At 60.9% G+C, this 14,582-nt stretch carries 17 protein-coding genes; 8 read left to right on the forward strand and 9 right to left on the reverse strand.

Annotation, left to right across the window (positions count from 1 at the left end; all coding sequences use genetic code 11):
* Positions 1-6: 6 nt before the first annotated feature.
* A complete protein-coding gene (cyoE, locus tag E6C55_RS05995) occupies positions 7-864 on the reverse strand; it encodes a heme o synthase (protein WP_136368885.1) in 858 nt (285 codons plus the stop codon).
* Positions 865-1,118: 254 nt separating this feature from the next.
* Between cyoE and gerQ the strand changes: the two genes are divergently transcribed.
* Positions 1,119-1,604 (forward strand): spore coat protein GerQ, encoded by a 486-nt coding sequence (gerQ, locus tag E6C55_RS06000; RefSeq protein WP_407923689.1) that lies wholly within the window; start codon positions 1,119-1,121, stop codon positions 1,602-1,604.
* On the opposite strand, the gene E6C55_RS06005 is transcribed toward gerQ, so the two are convergent.
* Positions 1,591-1,875, reverse strand: coding sequence for a hypothetical protein (locus E6C55_RS06005; RefSeq protein WP_136368886.1), 285 nt, complete (start codon positions 1,873-1,875; stop codon positions 1,591-1,593). The two genes, gerQ and E6C55_RS06005, sit on opposite strands and share 14 nt — an antisense overlap.
* Before the next feature lie 69 nt (positions 1,876-1,944).
* On the opposite strand from E6C55_RS06005, the gene E6C55_RS06010 reads away from it, so the two are divergent.
* On the forward strand, positions 1,945-2,928 hold the full coding sequence (locus tag E6C55_RS06010) for a metal-dependent hydrolase (RefSeq protein WP_136368887.1): 984 nt from the start codon (positions 1,945-1,947) through the stop codon (positions 2,926-2,928).
* Positions 2,929-3,101: 173 nt separating this feature from the next.
* Here the strand turns inward: E6C55_RS06010 and E6C55_RS06015 are convergent, their stop codons facing one another.
* Positions 3,102-3,305, reverse strand: coding sequence for an alpha/beta-type small acid-soluble spore protein (locus tag E6C55_RS06015; RefSeq protein WP_136368888.1), 204 nt, complete (start codon positions 3,303-3,305; stop codon positions 3,102-3,104).
* Between the two features lie 96 nt (positions 3,306-3,401).
* Between E6C55_RS06015 and E6C55_RS33685 the strand changes: the two genes are divergently transcribed.
* Positions 3,402-3,578, forward strand: a complete 177-nt coding sequence (locus E6C55_RS33685; protein WP_168735484.1) for a DUF5325 family protein — start codon at positions 3,402-3,404, stop codon at positions 3,576-3,578.
* Positions 3,579-3,603: 25 nt separating this feature from the next.
* Here the strand turns inward: E6C55_RS33685 and trpS are convergent, their stop codons facing one another.
* Positions 3,604-4,608, reverse strand: coding sequence for a tryptophan--tRNA ligase (trpS, locus tag E6C55_RS06020; protein WP_136368889.1), 1,005 nt, complete (start codon positions 4,606-4,608; stop codon positions 3,604-3,606).
* A gap of 619 nt (positions 4,609-5,227) precedes the next feature.
* Here trpS and E6C55_RS06025 point away from each other — a divergent pair.
* Entirely contained in the window at positions 5,228-6,238 is a 1,011-nt protein-coding gene (locus E6C55_RS06025) for a permease (protein ID WP_136368890.1), read from the forward strand.
* 81 nt (positions 6,239-6,319) lie between these two features.
* The gene (locus E6C55_RS06030; RefSeq protein WP_136368891.1) at positions 6,320-6,547 is read left to right on the forward strand and encodes an alpha/beta-type small acid-soluble spore protein; all 228 of its coding nucleotides are present in this window, start codon (positions 6,320-6,322) and stop codon (positions 6,545-6,547) included.
* Positions 6,548-6,633: 86 nt separating this feature from the next.
* On the opposite strand, the gene E6C55_RS06035 is transcribed toward E6C55_RS06030, so the two are convergent.
* Both E6C55_RS06035 and E6C55_RS06040 read right to left on the reverse strand, forming a co-directional pair.
* Positions 6,634-7,041, reverse strand: a complete 408-nt coding sequence (locus tag E6C55_RS06035) for an O-methyltransferase (protein ID WP_211093531.1) — start codon at positions 7,039-7,041, stop codon at positions 6,634-6,636.
* Positions 7,042-7,332: 291 nt separating this feature from the next.
* Positions 7,333-9,132 (reverse strand): M3 family oligoendopeptidase, encoded by a 1,800-nt coding sequence (locus E6C55_RS06040; protein ID WP_136368893.1) that lies wholly within the window; start codon positions 9,130-9,132, stop codon positions 7,333-7,335.
* A gap of 126 nt (positions 9,133-9,258) precedes the next feature.
* Between E6C55_RS06040 and E6C55_RS06045 the strand changes: the two genes are divergently transcribed.
* Positions 9,259-9,498 carry a hypothetical protein gene (locus E6C55_RS06045; RefSeq protein WP_136368894.1) on the forward strand — a complete coding sequence of 80 codons (240 nt, stop codon included), beginning with the start codon at positions 9,259-9,261 and terminating at the stop codon, positions 9,496-9,498.
* Between the two features lie 101 nt (positions 9,499-9,599).
* Here E6C55_RS06045 and E6C55_RS06050 read toward each other — a convergent pair whose 3' ends face one another.
* Together E6C55_RS06050 and E6C55_RS06055 are read right to left on the reverse strand one after the other, a co-directional pair.
* Complete coding sequence (locus E6C55_RS06050) at positions 9,600-10,307, reverse strand: DUF2225 domain-containing protein (protein WP_136368895.1); 708 nt, start codon at positions 10,305-10,307, stop codon at positions 9,600-9,602.
* A 58-nt stretch (positions 10,308-10,365) separates the two neighbouring features.
* Entirely contained in the window at positions 10,366-10,737 is a 372-nt protein-coding gene (locus E6C55_RS06055) for a globin domain-containing protein (protein ID WP_136368896.1), read from the reverse strand.
* Between the two features lie 453 nt (positions 10,738-11,190).
* Here E6C55_RS06055 and E6C55_RS06060 point away from each other — a divergent pair, with 453 nt between their 5' ends.
* The gene (locus E6C55_RS06060; protein WP_230986561.1) at positions 11,191-12,351 is read left to right on the forward strand and encodes a nucleoside recognition domain-containing protein; all 1,161 of its coding nucleotides are present in this window, start codon (positions 11,191-11,193) and stop codon (positions 12,349-12,351) included.
* 139 nt (positions 12,352-12,490) lie between these two features.
* The gene (locus E6C55_RS06065) at positions 12,491-13,318 is read left to right on the forward strand and encodes an NAD kinase (RefSeq protein ID WP_136369025.1); all 828 of its coding nucleotides are present in this window, start codon (positions 12,491-12,493) and stop codon (positions 13,316-13,318) included.
* A gap of 134 nt (positions 13,319-13,452) precedes the next feature.
* On the opposite strand, the gene E6C55_RS06070 is transcribed toward E6C55_RS06065, so the two are convergent.
* On the reverse strand, positions 13,453-14,577 hold the full coding sequence (locus E6C55_RS06070) for a YutD family protein (protein WP_136369026.1): 1,125 nt from the start codon (positions 14,575-14,577) through the stop codon (positions 13,453-13,455).
* Positions 14,578-14,582: the final 5 nt, after the last annotated feature.

Here is a 14,582-nt window from a genome sequence, read left to right on the forward strand (position 1 = left end):
GCCGAATTACACTCCATTCGTGTCTAGGATCATCGCAATGAACATCACAAGCAAATAATTCACCGAGAACAGGAAGTCCGTCTTCGCCCACTTGGTCGTGTCTCTCGTGCGGAACCCCGATAATGCGTGAACGAGCCAGCAAGCAAGAATAATAACCGATAGGATGAGGAAAACAATACCCACATAGTCGTAAGCATACAGGAGAATCGAAGCGACGAGCAGCAAGGCTATGTACGGGATCATCTGGACCTTCGTCCGGAGCACGCCCTTCACGACCGGCAGCACGGGGAACCCCGCCGCCCGGTACTCTTCCACGCGACGAATCGCCAGCGACCAGAAGTGCGGAGGCTGCCACAGGAACAACAGGGCGAAGAGCAGCCACGCGCCGACATCGACCTCTCCCCTGACCGCGCAGTAGCCGATGACCGGAGGCATCGCTCCCGACACCCCGCCGATCGAGGTGCTCCAGGTCGAGCTTCGCTTCAGCCACATCGTGTAGACGACGACGTACACGAACATGCCCAGCAAGCCGAGCCAGCCGCACAGCACATTCACCCTCAGGAACAGCACAGCGAGGCCTGCGATTCCGAGCGCGATGGCGTACCCGAGCACCAGCGAAGGACGGAGCCTTCCGGTCGGAAGCGCCCGGTTGCGGGTGCGGTCCATCTTGGTGTCCATCTCCCGGTCCAGATAATTATTGAAGACGCAAGCCGAAGCCATCGTAAGGGTGGAGCCGATCAGCATCCAGACGAGAAGCCACCAATCGATCTCCCAGCGAGATGCCACCCAGAACCCGCCGAATGCCGCGAACAAATTCAATCGAATGATGCCCGGCTTGGTCAAGGCCACAAGATCTCTGAACACAAAGCTCCTCCTTTTAAACGCACAAAACCGAAAGTAAGACACGCTGTCATCACTCCATCATACCCCAAATCTTCGAATGTTGACAATGTCCGACTGTCACACAATGCCAGCTCCCGCAATAGACTGTAATGCGACAAACGCCCAGCACCCTTCGCTCCCGGGTGGGCGCAGTCTGAGCGATGCCTATCGTCTCGTTTACTAAGCCGGCGTACCGCCGCTCATTTTTAAGGAGGTTTTTCCACGTGTATAGCCAAATGCCTTGGCCCCCCGCGCAAGCCCAAACCGCCGTTCCCGCACAACAAGCCGTCTCCCCTGCCGCCATGAACGGGATGAACGGCATGATGATGCCGACCGGAATGCCTGCGACGATGCCATCGATGCCGACAACGACGGCCACGAATCCCCAGTTCGCGAACAACGGCTCCGTCATCACGCCGAGCGGCATGACGGCCGTTCCCGTGAACACGGGCACGGGCGAAGTGTCCTACGTCGAGAACATTCTGCGGATGAACCTCGGCAAGGTCGCCACGCTGTACATGACATATGAGAACAACAGCGAGTGGAACGCCAAGATCTTCAAGGGCGTGCTCGAAGCCGCCGGCCGCGACCATATCATCATCAGCGACCCGGTGACCGGCAAGCGCTACCTGCTGCTGATGCTCAACCTCGACTACATCACGTTCGACGAGCCGCTGAACTACACCCTCCCGTTCGGCACGAATCAGGCTAGACGCCGCTAACGGGGCGGAAGATCCAGACGCGAACTCCCGCAGCCCCGCGCTTCACCCAACTCTCCATCTCGCTCCATCCGGAACGCCCTTCGCGGCGTTCTTTGGCTATATTGTCGGCCTCCTGCTCGCTTCCTGCCCGCTGCCATTCCACGAACACGCCCGGTTGCGCCGTATTCTCCGCCAGCTCGACGTTCCGCCAACGCTCCGGCTGCGACCGGACCCAGCCCAAATACTTGTCCCGATACTCCTCTTGCACGACATATTCGCAGAATACGATCATGTCCTCCCGCCTCCTTGTACATCCTATATAGATAGGGCTCTTATTCCCGACAACGACTGGAGGTCACTTATGGACTCAGGAACCCATCTCGTCTTCGGGCTCGGACTCGGGGGACTCGCCCTCACCGATCCCGCTCTTGCCGCGGAGCCTTACGGACCCGTCGCCGTCCTGATCGGAACCGTTCTCGGCTCGCAGGCCCCGGACGCCGACATGCTGCTGCGCTTCAAGAGCAATGCCGATTATATCAAGAATCACCGCGGCTTGTCTCACTCGATTCCCGCCGTGCTCGGGTGGACGGTGCTGATCACGCTGGTGCTCGCGCTCGTCTTCCCGTCCGTCCCCTGGACACACCTCGGCGCCTGGGTGCTGCTCGCCGTCGTCGTTCACGTCTTCACCGATCTGTTCAATTCCTACGGGACGCAAGCCGCCCGACCGGTGTCGAAGCGCTGGATCGCCTGGAACATCATCCACATCTTCGATCCGTTTATCTTCCTCTCCCACGTGGCGGCCATCGTGCTGTGGGCGAGCGGCTGGGCGGAGCCGCGGGCGATCTTCCCGGTGCTGTACGTCATTGTGGCCGTCTATTATGGATGGAGAGCGTGGGTGCACCGCCGAATCGAAGCGAAGCTGCCTGCCCTGGACGAGCAGAGGCGCGAGGGCGACCGCTACTTCCTGCTGCCAACCTTGTCGCTGTATCGCTGGAACGTCGTCCGGGAATCGCAGGATTGCAAGTTCGGCATCGGCGAGTGGGAGAACGGCAAGCTGGTCTGGATCGAGACAACCTCCTGCGCGCAGCACCCCGCCGTCGAAGCGTCGAAGAACAACCGGGATGTCCGGTCGTTCCTCGCGATCACGCCTTTTCCATGCGGGCAAGTGACCTCCCATTCGTGGGGGTACGAGGTGCGATGGATCGACATCCGCTACCGGCATCGCCGGCAATACCCGTTCGTCGCCGTCGTCCTGATGGACACGAATTACGAATCGATCCAGTCCTATGTCGGCTGGCTGAGCGACGATCGGCTCCAGAAGCGTTTGCGAATGAATTCGTATTGACGGGGGGGAAAAAAAGGGAACAACGAGGAGCAGCGGACAAACGGGGAGACGGGGAACTATCGGGAATAACATGGGGACCAAGCCTCCTATTGACTAGGGGGCTTTCTTTGAGAGACAATATTAAAAGCCCGAGGGCGAGCCTCGGGCTTTCGGTCGGGACGATAAACGTCCTCTTAGCGACCGCCGGAAAGTTGTTGCTCTGCGATTTGCACCAGCTTCTTGGTGATATAGCCTCCGAGCGATCCAGCATCGCGGGAAGTGACATTACCATAGTAGCCGTCGGACGGGATTTGCACTCCCAAGGATTGCGCAGCCTCCGTTTTCATGCTGTTGAGAGCTGCTTTCGCTTGAGGAACGACCAGTTGTTGACCTGCCATGCCTGAATGCTCCTTTCGCCTTGCTGTAGTGGTTTGCAAGCTTGCCTCTGTAGTATGCAATGGCGAGAGAAAAATATGCTTAAGGAGAACAAATCCATGAACAAATCTCTGGGATTATTGTTTGCCGTCACTTCCATGGTCTGGATGACCGCTACTGCCATCTCGCTCGACTACAACGGATGGCTCGCTCTGCTGTTCTTCGTCCTGTGCATTCTGAACATCGGCGCGGGCTTCATGGTGAAGGCCCGGCTGCGCAAGAGCCGGGTCTCCTGAGACAGACGGAGCTATAGGCGCAAGCTTAGCGCTTCGCGCCCGGCAGCAGGAAGCCCATCGCTTCCTTCACCCGGCGCGTCGTCGCTTCCGCTACCGCCTGCGCCTTCTCCGCCCCATCCCGCAGGATGTCGTGAATCGCTCCCGACTCGCGGATCTCGCGGTAACGCTGCTGCAGCGGCTCCAGCGTCGCCACGACCTGCTCGGCGAGCTCTTTCTTGAACGTGCCGTAGCCTTGGCCGTCGAAGCGAGCCTGCACCTCTTCGAGCGACAGGCCCGAGCAGTTGGAGTAGATCGACATCAGATTGCTGACCTCGGGCTTGTTCTGAGGATCGAACACGATTTCCCGGCCCAGGTCCGTCTTGGCCCGGGAAATTTTTTTGCGGATGTCGTCCGGCGAGTCGAGAAGAGCGATATAGCTCCCGACGTTCGGGTTGCTCTTGCTCATCTTCTTGCTCGCGTCGTCAAGGGACATGATCCGCGCTCCCACCTTCGGGATGTACGGCTCCGGAACGGTCAGCGTGTCGCCGAACTTGAAGTTGAAGCGTCCGGCCAGATCCCGCGTCAGCTCGAGATGCTGCTTCTGATCGTCGCCGACGGGAACGAGGTTCGCTTGATACAGCAGAATGTCGGCCGCCATCAGCGACGGATAGACGAACAGCCCGGCTCCGACCGCATCCTTGCCTTCCGACTTGTCCTTGAACTGCGTCATTCGCTCCAACTCGCCCATGTAGGAGAGCGTCGTCATGATCCAGCCGAGCTCCGCATGCTGCGGCACGTGCGACTGCAGGAAGACGGCCGCATGCGCCGGGTCGATGCCCGCGGCGATGAACAGCGCCGCGACCGCTTCCGTCTGCTCGCGCAGCGCCGCCGGCTCCTGCGGCACCGTGATCGCGTGCAGGTCGACAATCATAAAGAAGCACTCGTATTCCTTCTGCAGAGCGACAAAATTTTTCATCGCCCCGATGTAGTTCCCCAGCGTCAGCTTGCCGCTCGGTTGAATGCCCGACAGAACTCGCAATGGCTTGCTCATGTTCTACTCCGCCCTTCTTGTTACGCATATTGGTCATCTGTGCCGCAACCCGACCGTTGCCGAGCCTCCCGGCGCGCCAAGCCGCCAACGACAAAAAGACCCCTTCGCCGCAAGGGACGAAGAGGTCGTGGTGCCACCCTTATTCGCTGCCATTCGGCGTCGATGCGGACGCGGAACGGGAACAGCCTTGGGTTCCGTTAACGGGGAACAGACGGGGAGAATGGGGCGATCTCCGCTCCGAGGAGGGCGACGCCGTTCCGCTCCCGGCTCCGAGCTCCATTCCGCTTAGCTAGACGTACCGGCTCGCAGCAATCGCCGGCTCTCTGGGAGCGTCCCGCTAAACGTACTTGTTCTCTTCACAGCCGATCGGTTGCAGCTTATTGTTCCCCATTGTACCCCCAGCCTCCGGCGCAAGTCAACCCGTCGGGCTCGGTGCGGCTTGTTGAGGTGGCGCTCCCGCTGCCGACCAATCTTCGTTACGGCCCTCGCGGCGTTCTTGTCCGGGCCGGTCAAGCATACGTTAGAGAAGTCGTCCTATGGGAGGTGTGCGCCCGTGTCCGCCTTGCTCGGCTCACGCGTCAGATGGTTCCTCGCAGCAATAGGGAGCTTGGCCCTCGCCATGCTCTGGATTCGCGCTCCCGGCTATGCCGGCAAGCTGTTCGAAGCGTTCGCATCCATTCTGTTCGACGCGCTTCCGTACCTGATCGCCGGTTCATTCGTCTCCGCGCTGCTGGATGCGTTCCTGAAGGACGAGCACGTCCGCCGCTTCGCGCCCGGCAACAAGCTCTACGGCGTGCTGTTCGGAAGCTTCCTCGGCTTGCTCGTGCCGCTGTGCGAATGCGGAATGGTGCCCGTCGTTCGCCGGCTGATTCGCAAAGGCCTGCCCGCCTACATCGGCCTCGTCTATATCGCCGCGGGTCCGATCCTGAATCCGATCGTCATCGCCTCCACCTTCTCCGCCTTCCGGGACGATCCGCGCCTGGCAGCCGCACGCTTCCTGCTCGCGCTGGCCGTCGCGATGGCGCTCGGCTTGCTGCTCTCCCTGATGATGCGCGGGAGTCCCCTCCGGGAAGATCGCGCATCCGGCCGACACGGCCACGACCACCACAGCCATCCCCACCATGCGCATCACCATCACCATCATCGCCATAGTCACCATCACGGCCACCATCATCACGGCCACTCGCATGATCACGACGGCACTTCCGGCGGAACCTGGAGGGAGAAGCTTCGCACCGTTCCCTCCCATGCAGCCGAGGATCTGTGGGATATGGGCAAGTACTTCCTCGCAGGCTCCCTCATCACCGCCTTCATGCAGACGTCGATCGATCGGGATGCGTTCGCGGCGATCGCGGGCCACGACCTGATCTCCCACCTGTTCATGATGGGCTTCGCCTACGCGCTGTCCCTCTGCTCCACCGCGGACGCTTTTGTCGCCGCCTCGTTCAGCCATCTCTTCCCAGCGGGGGCTCTTCTGAGCTTCCTTGTATTCGGCCCGATGGTCGACTTCAAGGGAACCCTCCTGATGCTGTCCGTCTTCCGCGCCCGAATCGTGCTCGCTTATGTGCTGCTTGCCGCCTGGCTAGTCCTCCTCGGCTCGCATATCTTCGAGAGAATGAACTGGCTCTGAAAAATTGTGTGGAAACGATTTCTTACCATGCATACGACTGCCCATTTCGTCCATACTATCCTTCAAAGGAGGTGAGCACAAATGGCAAGTTCCAATAACAACAACAGCAGCAACACTCTCGTCGTGCAACAAGCTCGCCAGGCACTGGAGCAAATGAAGTTCGAAGCCGCTCAGGAGCTGGGAATCCAAATTCCGCAAGACGGCTACTACGGCAATATGATCACTCGCGAAACCGGTTCGATCGGTGGACATATCACCCGTAAGCTCGTTCAGATCGCCGAACAGCAACTGGCGGGCAGAGGCTTCTAAATCACGGGTTAGAAAATAAGGCGGCTCGGACGACAAGTCCGCAGCCGTCTTATTCGCATTCTCCCGTTCTCGCGATTTATGTATGGTTAGTCGTTCACCGCATCCCGCCGATCCCGCTGCTTGGGATGGAGCCGGAACAACAGATTCGCCATGTTGTAGTTGGATTCGAATTGTACGCTGACGTATACCTTCCCTTGCCGCAGAACGAAGTCGTACGCAATCTCGCCGTGCGTCCAGCTCTTCTTGTGCGTCAGAGCCTCCACGGCCATCCGCCGGAGGGAATCCACCTGCGCGGATGTCATTCCCGGCTGCTTCTCTCCCGTTGCTGCCCTCTCTTCGCAATCCAGCGGCAGGTGCCGGATACCGAACTTCCCGATCACGTCATTGCGAATCTGCAGCACGATCGTTCCCGCAGACAGGCCGCGCAGCTCGTCCTCCAGTTTGCGAAGCGCCACATCCACTTGCCGGGCCAACGGAACCATCTCCTGAGACATCAATAATCCCCTCTTCCTACTGGATTGATATTTTGTACCTAAATATACTATATATGATATTTGTGTTATTTACTACCTTTTGTCGTTGGAAAATGTCTAATCATGTCGCAGCGCAAAGTCCGAGAGAAACGAAAAGCCGCTCCCCGCAAGGGCTTCGTCCAAGGACCAAGCTCTCCTGCGGCAGAGCGGCGTGTGCTTCACGACCGGATCGACCGATATTGCCATCATTATACATGAATGAACGGGATTCCACAATTGGAATATTTTCCGGAATATTGTTGCCTAATGGAATTATTGATTCTGTCCCGCTTCCGCGGCGTACTTCTCGAACAGCTCGACGTCGGACACCGCCCTGGCCACCGCCGCTTCCCAGAACTCCGGCTTGGTCAGATCGACGCCGAGATGCTTGCGGGCCAGTTCCTCGACGGTCATCACAGCCGTATCCTTCAGAAGCGCGTCATAGCGTTCGCTGAATGCCGGTCCTTCCTTCTCCGCAACGGCCAGGATGCCCGTGCTGAACAGGTACCCGAAGCTGTACGGGAAGTTGTAGAACGGAACGTCCGTGATGTAGAAGTGCAGCTTCGACGCCCAGAACGTAGGATGCCATGAAGCGAGCGCATCTCCGTACGCTTCCTTCTGCGCCTCAACCATCAGCTCCTTGATCTGCTCCGCTTCAAGCATGCCTTCCTTCCGCTTCTCATAGAAGCGGGTCTCGAACAGGAAGCGCGCGCGGATGTTCATGCAGAAGGCGACGGCGCTCTCGAGGCGAACGTCGAGCAGCGCAAGCTTCTGCGCGGCGGTGTCCGCCTTGCGCAGCAGCGCGTCGCTGACGATCGCTTCGGCGAAGGTCGACGCCGTCTCGGCCACGTTCATCGCGTAATTCTGCGCGAACGGCTCCAGGTCGTCGACCAGCGAGCTGTGGTAAGCGTGCCCCAGCTCGTGCGCCAGCGTGGAGACGTTGTCCATCGTGCCGGAATACGTCATGAAGATGCGCGTCTGCCCGTTCAGCGGGAAGTCGGTGCAGAACCCGCCCGGCCGCTTGCCTGAGCGGTCCTCCGCTTCGATCCAGCGCTCCGAGAAGGCGCGGTCGGCCAGCGCCGCCATCGACGGCGAGAATTGCGCGAACGCGTCGCGGATCAGCTCGGCGGCTTCTTCGTAGGCAATGACGGCCCCTTGCTCGCCGACCGGAGCGCCGACATCGTGCCAGCCCAGCTTCTCTCTGCCGAGCAGCTTCGCCTTGCCGGCCAGGAACCGCTGCAGCGGCCCGATGCTGCCTTCGACGGCGGCCCACATGGAATCGAGCGTCTCGCGGCTCATTCGGTTGATGCGCAGCGGCTCCTTCAGGACGCTGTCCCAGCCGCGCTTGCCGTACAGCTTCAGGCGGAAGCCCGACAGACGGTTCAGCACGTCCGCGGCGAGGTCCTGCTGCTCGCTCCATGCCTCTTCCCAGCGGGCGGCCATCGTGTCGCGAACGTCCCCATCCGCATGGCTCAGCTTGTTCGCGGCTTGGCCGACGGACAGCGACTTCGTCTCGCCGTTCTCCTCCCAAGGAATGCCGATTCGGCTGACGATCAGCGAATAGTGGTCTCCCCAGCCGTGGTAGCCGTTAATGGCAAGCTCGCTTGCCAGCCCTTCCAGCTCGGGAGACAGCTTCTCGAGCACTTCCGCGCGGCGCTCGGCGAGCGGATAGGCGATTCCCTTCCGCTCCTCCGCGGACACCCAGCGCTCCCAGCGATCGTCCGGAAGCTCCGCGAGCTTCACGTCGAACAGGTCCGAAGCTTGGGAGTACCCGGCGGATAGCGTCTGAACCTTCTCCGTCCAAGCCGCGGCCCGCTTGTCGGCCGTGTTCTGCGAAGTCAGGCACGCGGTGAAGGAATCCGCCTGGCGAATGCGCTGGCTTCCTTCCTGAAGCTTGGCGGTCCATTCCGTCAGCTTCCCTTCGTCCGCGGCTCCGCCTTCCGCCTGCAGCTCTTGCAGCAAACCCTGAATCAGCCGTTCGTTCTCTTCCATGAAGGACACGAACGCCTTCGACTCCGAGCCTCCGGGGAACAGAACCTCCAAATCCCAGGTTAACGATGGCGATTGACTCATCTATGATCCAACCTTTCTGTCGCAATAATGTAAAAAGCCCGATGCAAATAATGCTACAACATTGCGAAGCTCCGAACAACTGTTGTATCGTTAGAGTCACTTACGATTCGAACGGAGGGGACTTCCTTGATTCCGCTGCAGAACAGCTTGCCTTATGATATCCAGATGAACGAAGTTTTCGCGACCCAATGTCCCTTCTGCGGACAGGACCACGTCCCTCTGCCCCTGAAGCCCGAAGACATTCCGACGCTCAAGGAAGGCCGCCGCAAGCTGGCGATCGTCTTCCCGTGCTGCCGCAACCGGGTCCAGCTTGTCGACGCCGACTCGGATTATCTTCTCTCGGACAAGCCGCTGAAGCGCCGGTAATAAGCGATCGGGCGAACGGGGGAAGGAAACAGACCCGGACAAAAAAGCGCCGCCCCTCCCCTCCGCCTCATGGGCAGAAGGGAGGGACGGCGGCAGACAGCTTACGCCCCGCCCACCTTCATCTCTTCCGGCAACTCCTCGCCATTGCTTACCATATCTTCCCGCAGCACGGTCCATTGCTCGCGGGAAGCGCGAATCATCGAGGCGTCGGTAATCCGCCTGTCGTGAATGACCCGGGAGAACCAGCGAACCGCCTCATGATAGTGGCCGAGCCGGCGATTCAATTCCCCGATCAGGTAGAGAAGCCGCGCATTGTTGTACGAGTTCCGTTCGCCTTGATACACCTCGATGTAGGCTTCCAGGGCGAAGCCGAGGAACTTGTCCTCCATCGCCCGATTCCCGTCATAGCGATAAAGCCAGGCGATATGCTGGAGCAGGCTTGCGATGATTCGGCTGCTCTCCTTGACCGTCTGGGCGCTCAGCAGCGCCAGCTTGTACGTCTCCATGGCGACTTCCGGCGTCCGCTCGCCGCCGTAATCCCGGTGAGTCCAATGAACGCCGATCTTGTCCAGATAGGCTCTCTTCTCCCGGTCGGGAAGCTTCGGACGCGAATTCTCCGTCGAGGCGAAGCCGCAATACGGACATACCCGAACGACGTAGAAGTCCGGATTCACCTCCGCGAAGTAGCAGCAGAAGTCGGAGTCGGTGCGGATCGCCTTCTTCAGGCTCGGGCGAACTCGCGACGACGCGAAAGTCGCTTCGCAGCAGGGGCAGATGATTTTCGACGAATAAAGGGGTTCCATGGCCATGCCTCCGATTCGGTCCTGGGACGGACGGGTGTGAGCGGTATTCGAAGCGACAGCGGAATCAGGAATTCACGAAGTGATGCGCGGGCCCGGACAGCCGATTCAGAATGATCTCCTGCAGCTCCGGCGGAAGCGAGGTCTCCTCAAGCGCCCTTCTCATGCAGTCGAGCCAAGCTTCGGCGCGCTCCGTCGTCACCGGGAAGGCAAGGTGGCGTCCCCTCATCATCGGATGACCATGCTTGTCCGAATACAGACTCGGGCCTCCGAAGAACTGGGTCAAGAACTCGTACTGCTTCTCCTGAACCGGGCGGATGTCCTCCGGGAACAAGGGAGCGAGCAGAGGATGAGCTTGAACCTTCGGGTAGAACCGATCGACGATCTCCCGGATCGCGGGCGCCCCTCCGGCTGCTTCGTAGATGGTCTGGTAACTCATGCGGCAACCCTCCTGATGGTCTTTGGGCACAGGACCGACGTCCTTCTTTTCCACCATTATAGCACAATTGCCATGGAACATATCTCCACGACCAAACAAAAAAATCGCCCCAAAGGACGATGCGAATAGTCATGTGCGAACTGCCCGAAGCTTCGGAACAGCGGACTTTAGCCTTATCTTACTTCGTAGGAGACAACGATTCGCGAATGACGAACACGAAAGCGCAAACCAGAAAACCAGCCACGATGCCTGCCATCCCGCATCACTCCGCTTCCGAGAATTGTGAGCGGCCGTCTTGCTCGCCGAATCTGACCTTATTGTATCATAGTTGAACGTCGGCGACACTCGAATTCTGCAATCGTTTACATGAAAATTATTGCAAATATGCATCCCTGGCACCGCATATAGTGGACAAGAGCCCTCGCGGGCAATGTTGGCCAGGAGGCGATTGTCATGCAGCGTTCGGGACCGATTCACGGCACTCCTCTCATCTCGAAGCGGAATGGGCTGTTCGCCGCCGCGCTGATCGCGGCAGGCATTCTGCTGCTCGTCTCGCTGACGCTCGGGATGCCGAATGTCGCGCTGAGCGCGTCGCTCAAGGGGCTGGCGGTCTGGTGGGAGGTGCTATTCCCCGCGCTGTTCCCCTTCTTCGTCTTGTCCGAGCTGCTCCTGGGCCTCGGCATCGTTCACCTGACCGGAACCTTGCTCGATCCGCTCATGCGCCCCCTCTTCCGCATCCCCGGCGTGGGCGGCTTCGTCGTTGCGATGGGGTTCGCTTCGGGCTACCCGGTCGGAGCCAAGCTCACCTCAAGCCTGATGGAGCAGCGGCTCCTCAGTCGCAGCGAAGGAGAGCGGCTGGTCGCGATGACTACCTCCTCCGACCCCATCTTCCTGATCGGCGCCGTCTGCATCGGCTTCTTCGGCCGTTCGGACATCGTTCCGGTGCTGGCCGCCGCCCATTACGGGGGCGCGATGCTTCTCGGCCTGATGCTGCGTTGGACGGGCTCGCGGGAGGAACGGGAGCTTGCGGCTTCTAAGGCGAGTGTTCGGGGGGGAGAGGGCATTCGGGTAGGAAAGCGCGGTTCTCCCGGAATTCTGGCCCGCGCCCTGGCCGCGATGCGGCAAGCGAGAGAAGCGGACGGACGATCCTTCGCCGTCATGCTTCAGCAATCGCTCCAATCCTCGTTGCAGCTCATGATCGTCGTTGGCGGTCTTGTCGTTTTTTTCTCGGCGACGCTGGAATTGCTCCTTCACGGAGGGCTGCTGTCCGGCCTGCGCGAAGCGCTTGCCTGGGGCATGAACCTGGCCGGGCTCTCCCCCCATCTGGCCGACTCGCTCGTGAGAGGAACGTTCGAGGTGACGCTCGGGTCGAACGCCGCCGCCGATTCCGGTTCGCTGTCCAGCGCCTCGGCTCCGTCCCCTCCTCTGATCGATCAGGTGGCCGCCGCCGCCTTCGTGCTTAGCTGGGCCGGGCTGTCGGTGCACGCGCAGGTCGCCGGACTCATGAGCCGGACGAATTGGCGCTACCTTCCGTTCCTCCGGTCCCGGCTGATCCATGCGGCGCTCGCTGTCTCGCTTGTCTACCTGCTCTGGCCTTTCCTCTATCGCGCGTAACCCGCCACTTCTCCCTCCGAACGCTTCCGCTCCGGCCGGATTCCTCCCTTGAAGTCCCGCCGACGATTGTTTATGATCGTACTAGCATAAGAAGCGGAACGATGGTTCCGACTCGGGAAGGAGCACTCTCTTGGAGCCTCTGAGATACGCACTTCTGGATCGCGGAGACCGGCTGAGCCGGGAGCTGGCGGACCAATTCCACGACATGGCCGAAGCGAGGGGCATGGTGCGCGACGACAAGAGCCCCCGGATCGTCGTCTCGATCGGCGGGGACGGCACGCTGCTGCAAGCTTTCCACCGGTACCGGGATCAGGTGAGCAAGGTCGGCTTCGTCGGGGTTCATACCGGCCATCTGGGATTCTACGCGGATTGGAAAATAAACGAGTTGCCCGAGCTCGTCGAGCTCATGTCGAGCACGGAGCCTACAACGGTCAGTTACCCTCTGCTTAAGGTGGAGATTGTGACGAACGGCGGCACTTCGACTTATCTCGCTCTGAACGAATTCACGCTCAAGAGCGTTGTCGGGACCCTCGTCGCCCAGCTCAACATCAACGACGAGCCGTTCGAGATGTTCCGCGGGGACGGCATCGTCGTCTCGACGCCCTCGGGCAGCACGGGCTACAACAAGAGCGTCAACGGCGCGATCATCCACCCGCACCTGGAGGCGATGCAGATCGCCGAGATCGCGTCGATCAACAACCGCGTCTACCGGACGCTCGGCTCCTCGTTTATCCTGCCCAAGCATCATCATTGCGATATTGTGACCGACCCGGAGGCATCGCTGGCCGTCGGCATCGACCACCTCATCCTGCAGTTCCGCGAGGTGCGGTCGATCATCTGCTCCGTCGCCGAGGACAAAGTCCACTTCGCGCGCTATCGCCCGTTCCCGTTCTGGAACCGGGTGCGCGACGCATTCATCGGCTTCGACGAGAACGACCGCGAATCCGCCCGCAAACGCCCCCGGTAACGGCGCCGCTTGCGGGCGGGCAGCTTGAAGTCAGGAGCAACGGAAGCAGGGGCTATTCCTGAGTCAACGAAGGTTGACTTAAGAATAGCCCCTGCTGTGTTTGCACTCAGGCGTGCTGCGGAATGCGCGAGCGCTCAGCTCCGCTCGCCGCCCGAGTGGCCGCTGCTTGAGCCTGTGCCCGCGTCCGAACGGGGAGCGCCGCCGCCGCGCGGGGCGCCGTCCGGACGCGGGCGGTTCGGCTTGCCGTGGAAGCCGCCGCGCCGCCGGTTCTTGCCGGCCCAGCGTCCGCCACCGCCGCCGGGCGAACGGGAATCCCCTTCCGTCCCCGCTGCGACGCTTGCACGCGCCTCGACGCCATTATGGCGTTCATTCGTCTCCTTGCCTGCGGAGACCGGAGACGGCGAATGAGGACCGCCTTGCGAGTGGCGTTGGCGTTGCCCCTGACCTTGGCCTTGTCCTTGGCTGTGACCGCCTCCGCCGCTTCCGTGCTGCTTGCGGTCCTGGCCGTGCGGACGGCGGTCGGAGCCGCCGCCCTGGCCGCTCCCGTGCCGCGAGCCGCCATGACTGTGGCCGCCGTGGCTATGGTTGCCCTGGCCGCCGCCTCCGGAGCGGCGGTCGCGCCCGTGGGAGTCCGAACCTCCGGACTTCGAACGACCGCCGCCGTAACCGCCGTCGGAATACCCGCTTCGCCCGAACGAAGAGTCCGATCTCGATCCGTTCGCCTGCGCGGCCGCCGCCGCGCGGCGCTCCGCACCCTCGGAGACGGCCCGTGCGACCGCCGAAGGGCTTGTCCCGGGCACACGGCCGCCCGGACGCTCCTTAAGCGGCCAGCGCAGCAGGGGCGCGCCCGGAACGGGCGCCGCCGCAGTCGCTGCGGGCGCCTCGCCCGGCTCGCCGTCGTCCGCCGGCGCCGCTTCCACTCCTTCGCTTGCCTTCTCGGGCGGAGCTTCGACTGGCGCGGTATGAATCACCGCGTCTTCGGGAATGGCGCTCGGATCGAGCTTCTCCAGAACGAAGTAAGCACAGCCGAAGTTGCAGTATTCGTTGATGTAATCGATCAAGCTGGTAATGATCGCATCCTTGGAGCTCTTCGGCTGAGGCGCACGGAAGAAGCCCTTCAGCCGGAGCTGGTTGTATCCCCAATCCCCGACGACGAAGTCGTAGCGCTCCAGCACCTCGCTGTACCGTTCGCGGAACATCTCGGGATTCCACCCGTTCTTATAGTCGTGCACGAGCGTATATGCGGTTCCGCCTGCCATATAGA

This window comes from Cohnella fermenti (genome assembly GCF_004801405.1).
Classification (GTDB): Bacteria; Bacillota; Bacilli; order Paenibacillales; family Paenibacillaceae; genus Cohnella; species Cohnella fermenti.

Excerpts from the sequence above, each read along its gene's own strand:
- E6C55_RS06030 (WP_136368891.1), top strand. The coding sequence starts at position 6,320 with ATGGCAAGTTCCAATAACAACAACAGCAGCAACACTCTCGTCGTGCAA.
- E6C55_RS06050 (WP_136368895.1), bottom strand. The coding sequence starts at position 10,307 with ATGGCCATGGAACCCCTTTATTCGTCGAAAATCATCTGCCCCTGCTGC.
- E6C55_RS06035 (WP_211093531.1), bottom strand. The coding sequence starts at position 7,041 with ATGTCTCAGGAGATGGTTCCGTTGGCCCGGCAAGTGGATGTGGCGCTT.
- E6C55_RS06060 (WP_230986561.1), top strand. The coding sequence starts at position 11,191 with ATGCAGCGTTCGGGACCGATTCACGGCACTCCTCTCATCTCGAAGCGG.
- gerQ (WP_407923689.1), top strand. The coding sequence starts at position 1,119 with ATGCCTTGGCCCCCCGCGCAAGCCCAAACCGCCGTTCCCGCACAACAA.
- E6C55_RS06025 (WP_136368890.1), top strand. The coding sequence starts at position 5,228 with ATGCTCTGGATTCGCGCTCCCGGCTATGCCGGCAAGCTGTTCGAAGCG.
- E6C55_RS06055 (WP_136368896.1), bottom strand. The coding sequence starts at position 10,737 with ATGAGTTACCAGACCATCTACGAAGCAGCCGGAGGGGCGCCCGCGATC.
- E6C55_RS06015 (WP_136368888.1), bottom strand. The coding sequence starts at position 3,305 with ATGGCAGGTCAACAACTGGTCGTTCCTCAAGCGAAAGCAGCTCTCAAC.
- E6C55_RS06005 (WP_136368886.1), bottom strand. The coding sequence starts at position 1,875 with ATGATCGTATTCTGCGAATATGTCGTGCAAGAGGAGTATCGGGACAAG.
- E6C55_RS06070 (WP_136369026.1), bottom strand. The coding sequence starts at position 14,577 with ATGGCAGGCGGAACCGCATATACGCTCGTGCACGACTATAAGAACGGG.
- E6C55_RS33685 (WP_168735484.1), top strand. The coding sequence starts at position 3,402 with ATGAACAAATCTCTGGGATTATTGTTTGCCGTCACTTCCATGGTCTGG.
- trpS (WP_136368889.1), bottom strand. The coding sequence starts at position 4,608 with ATGAGCAAGCCATTGCGAGTTCTGTCGGGCATTCAACCGAGCGGCAAG.
- E6C55_RS06040 (WP_136368893.1), bottom strand. The coding sequence starts at position 9,132 with ATGAGTCAATCGCCATCGTTAACCTGGGATTTGGAGGTTCTGTTCCCC.
- E6C55_RS06010 (WP_136368887.1), top strand. The coding sequence starts at position 1,945 with ATGGACTCAGGAACCCATCTCGTCTTCGGGCTCGGACTCGGGGGACTC.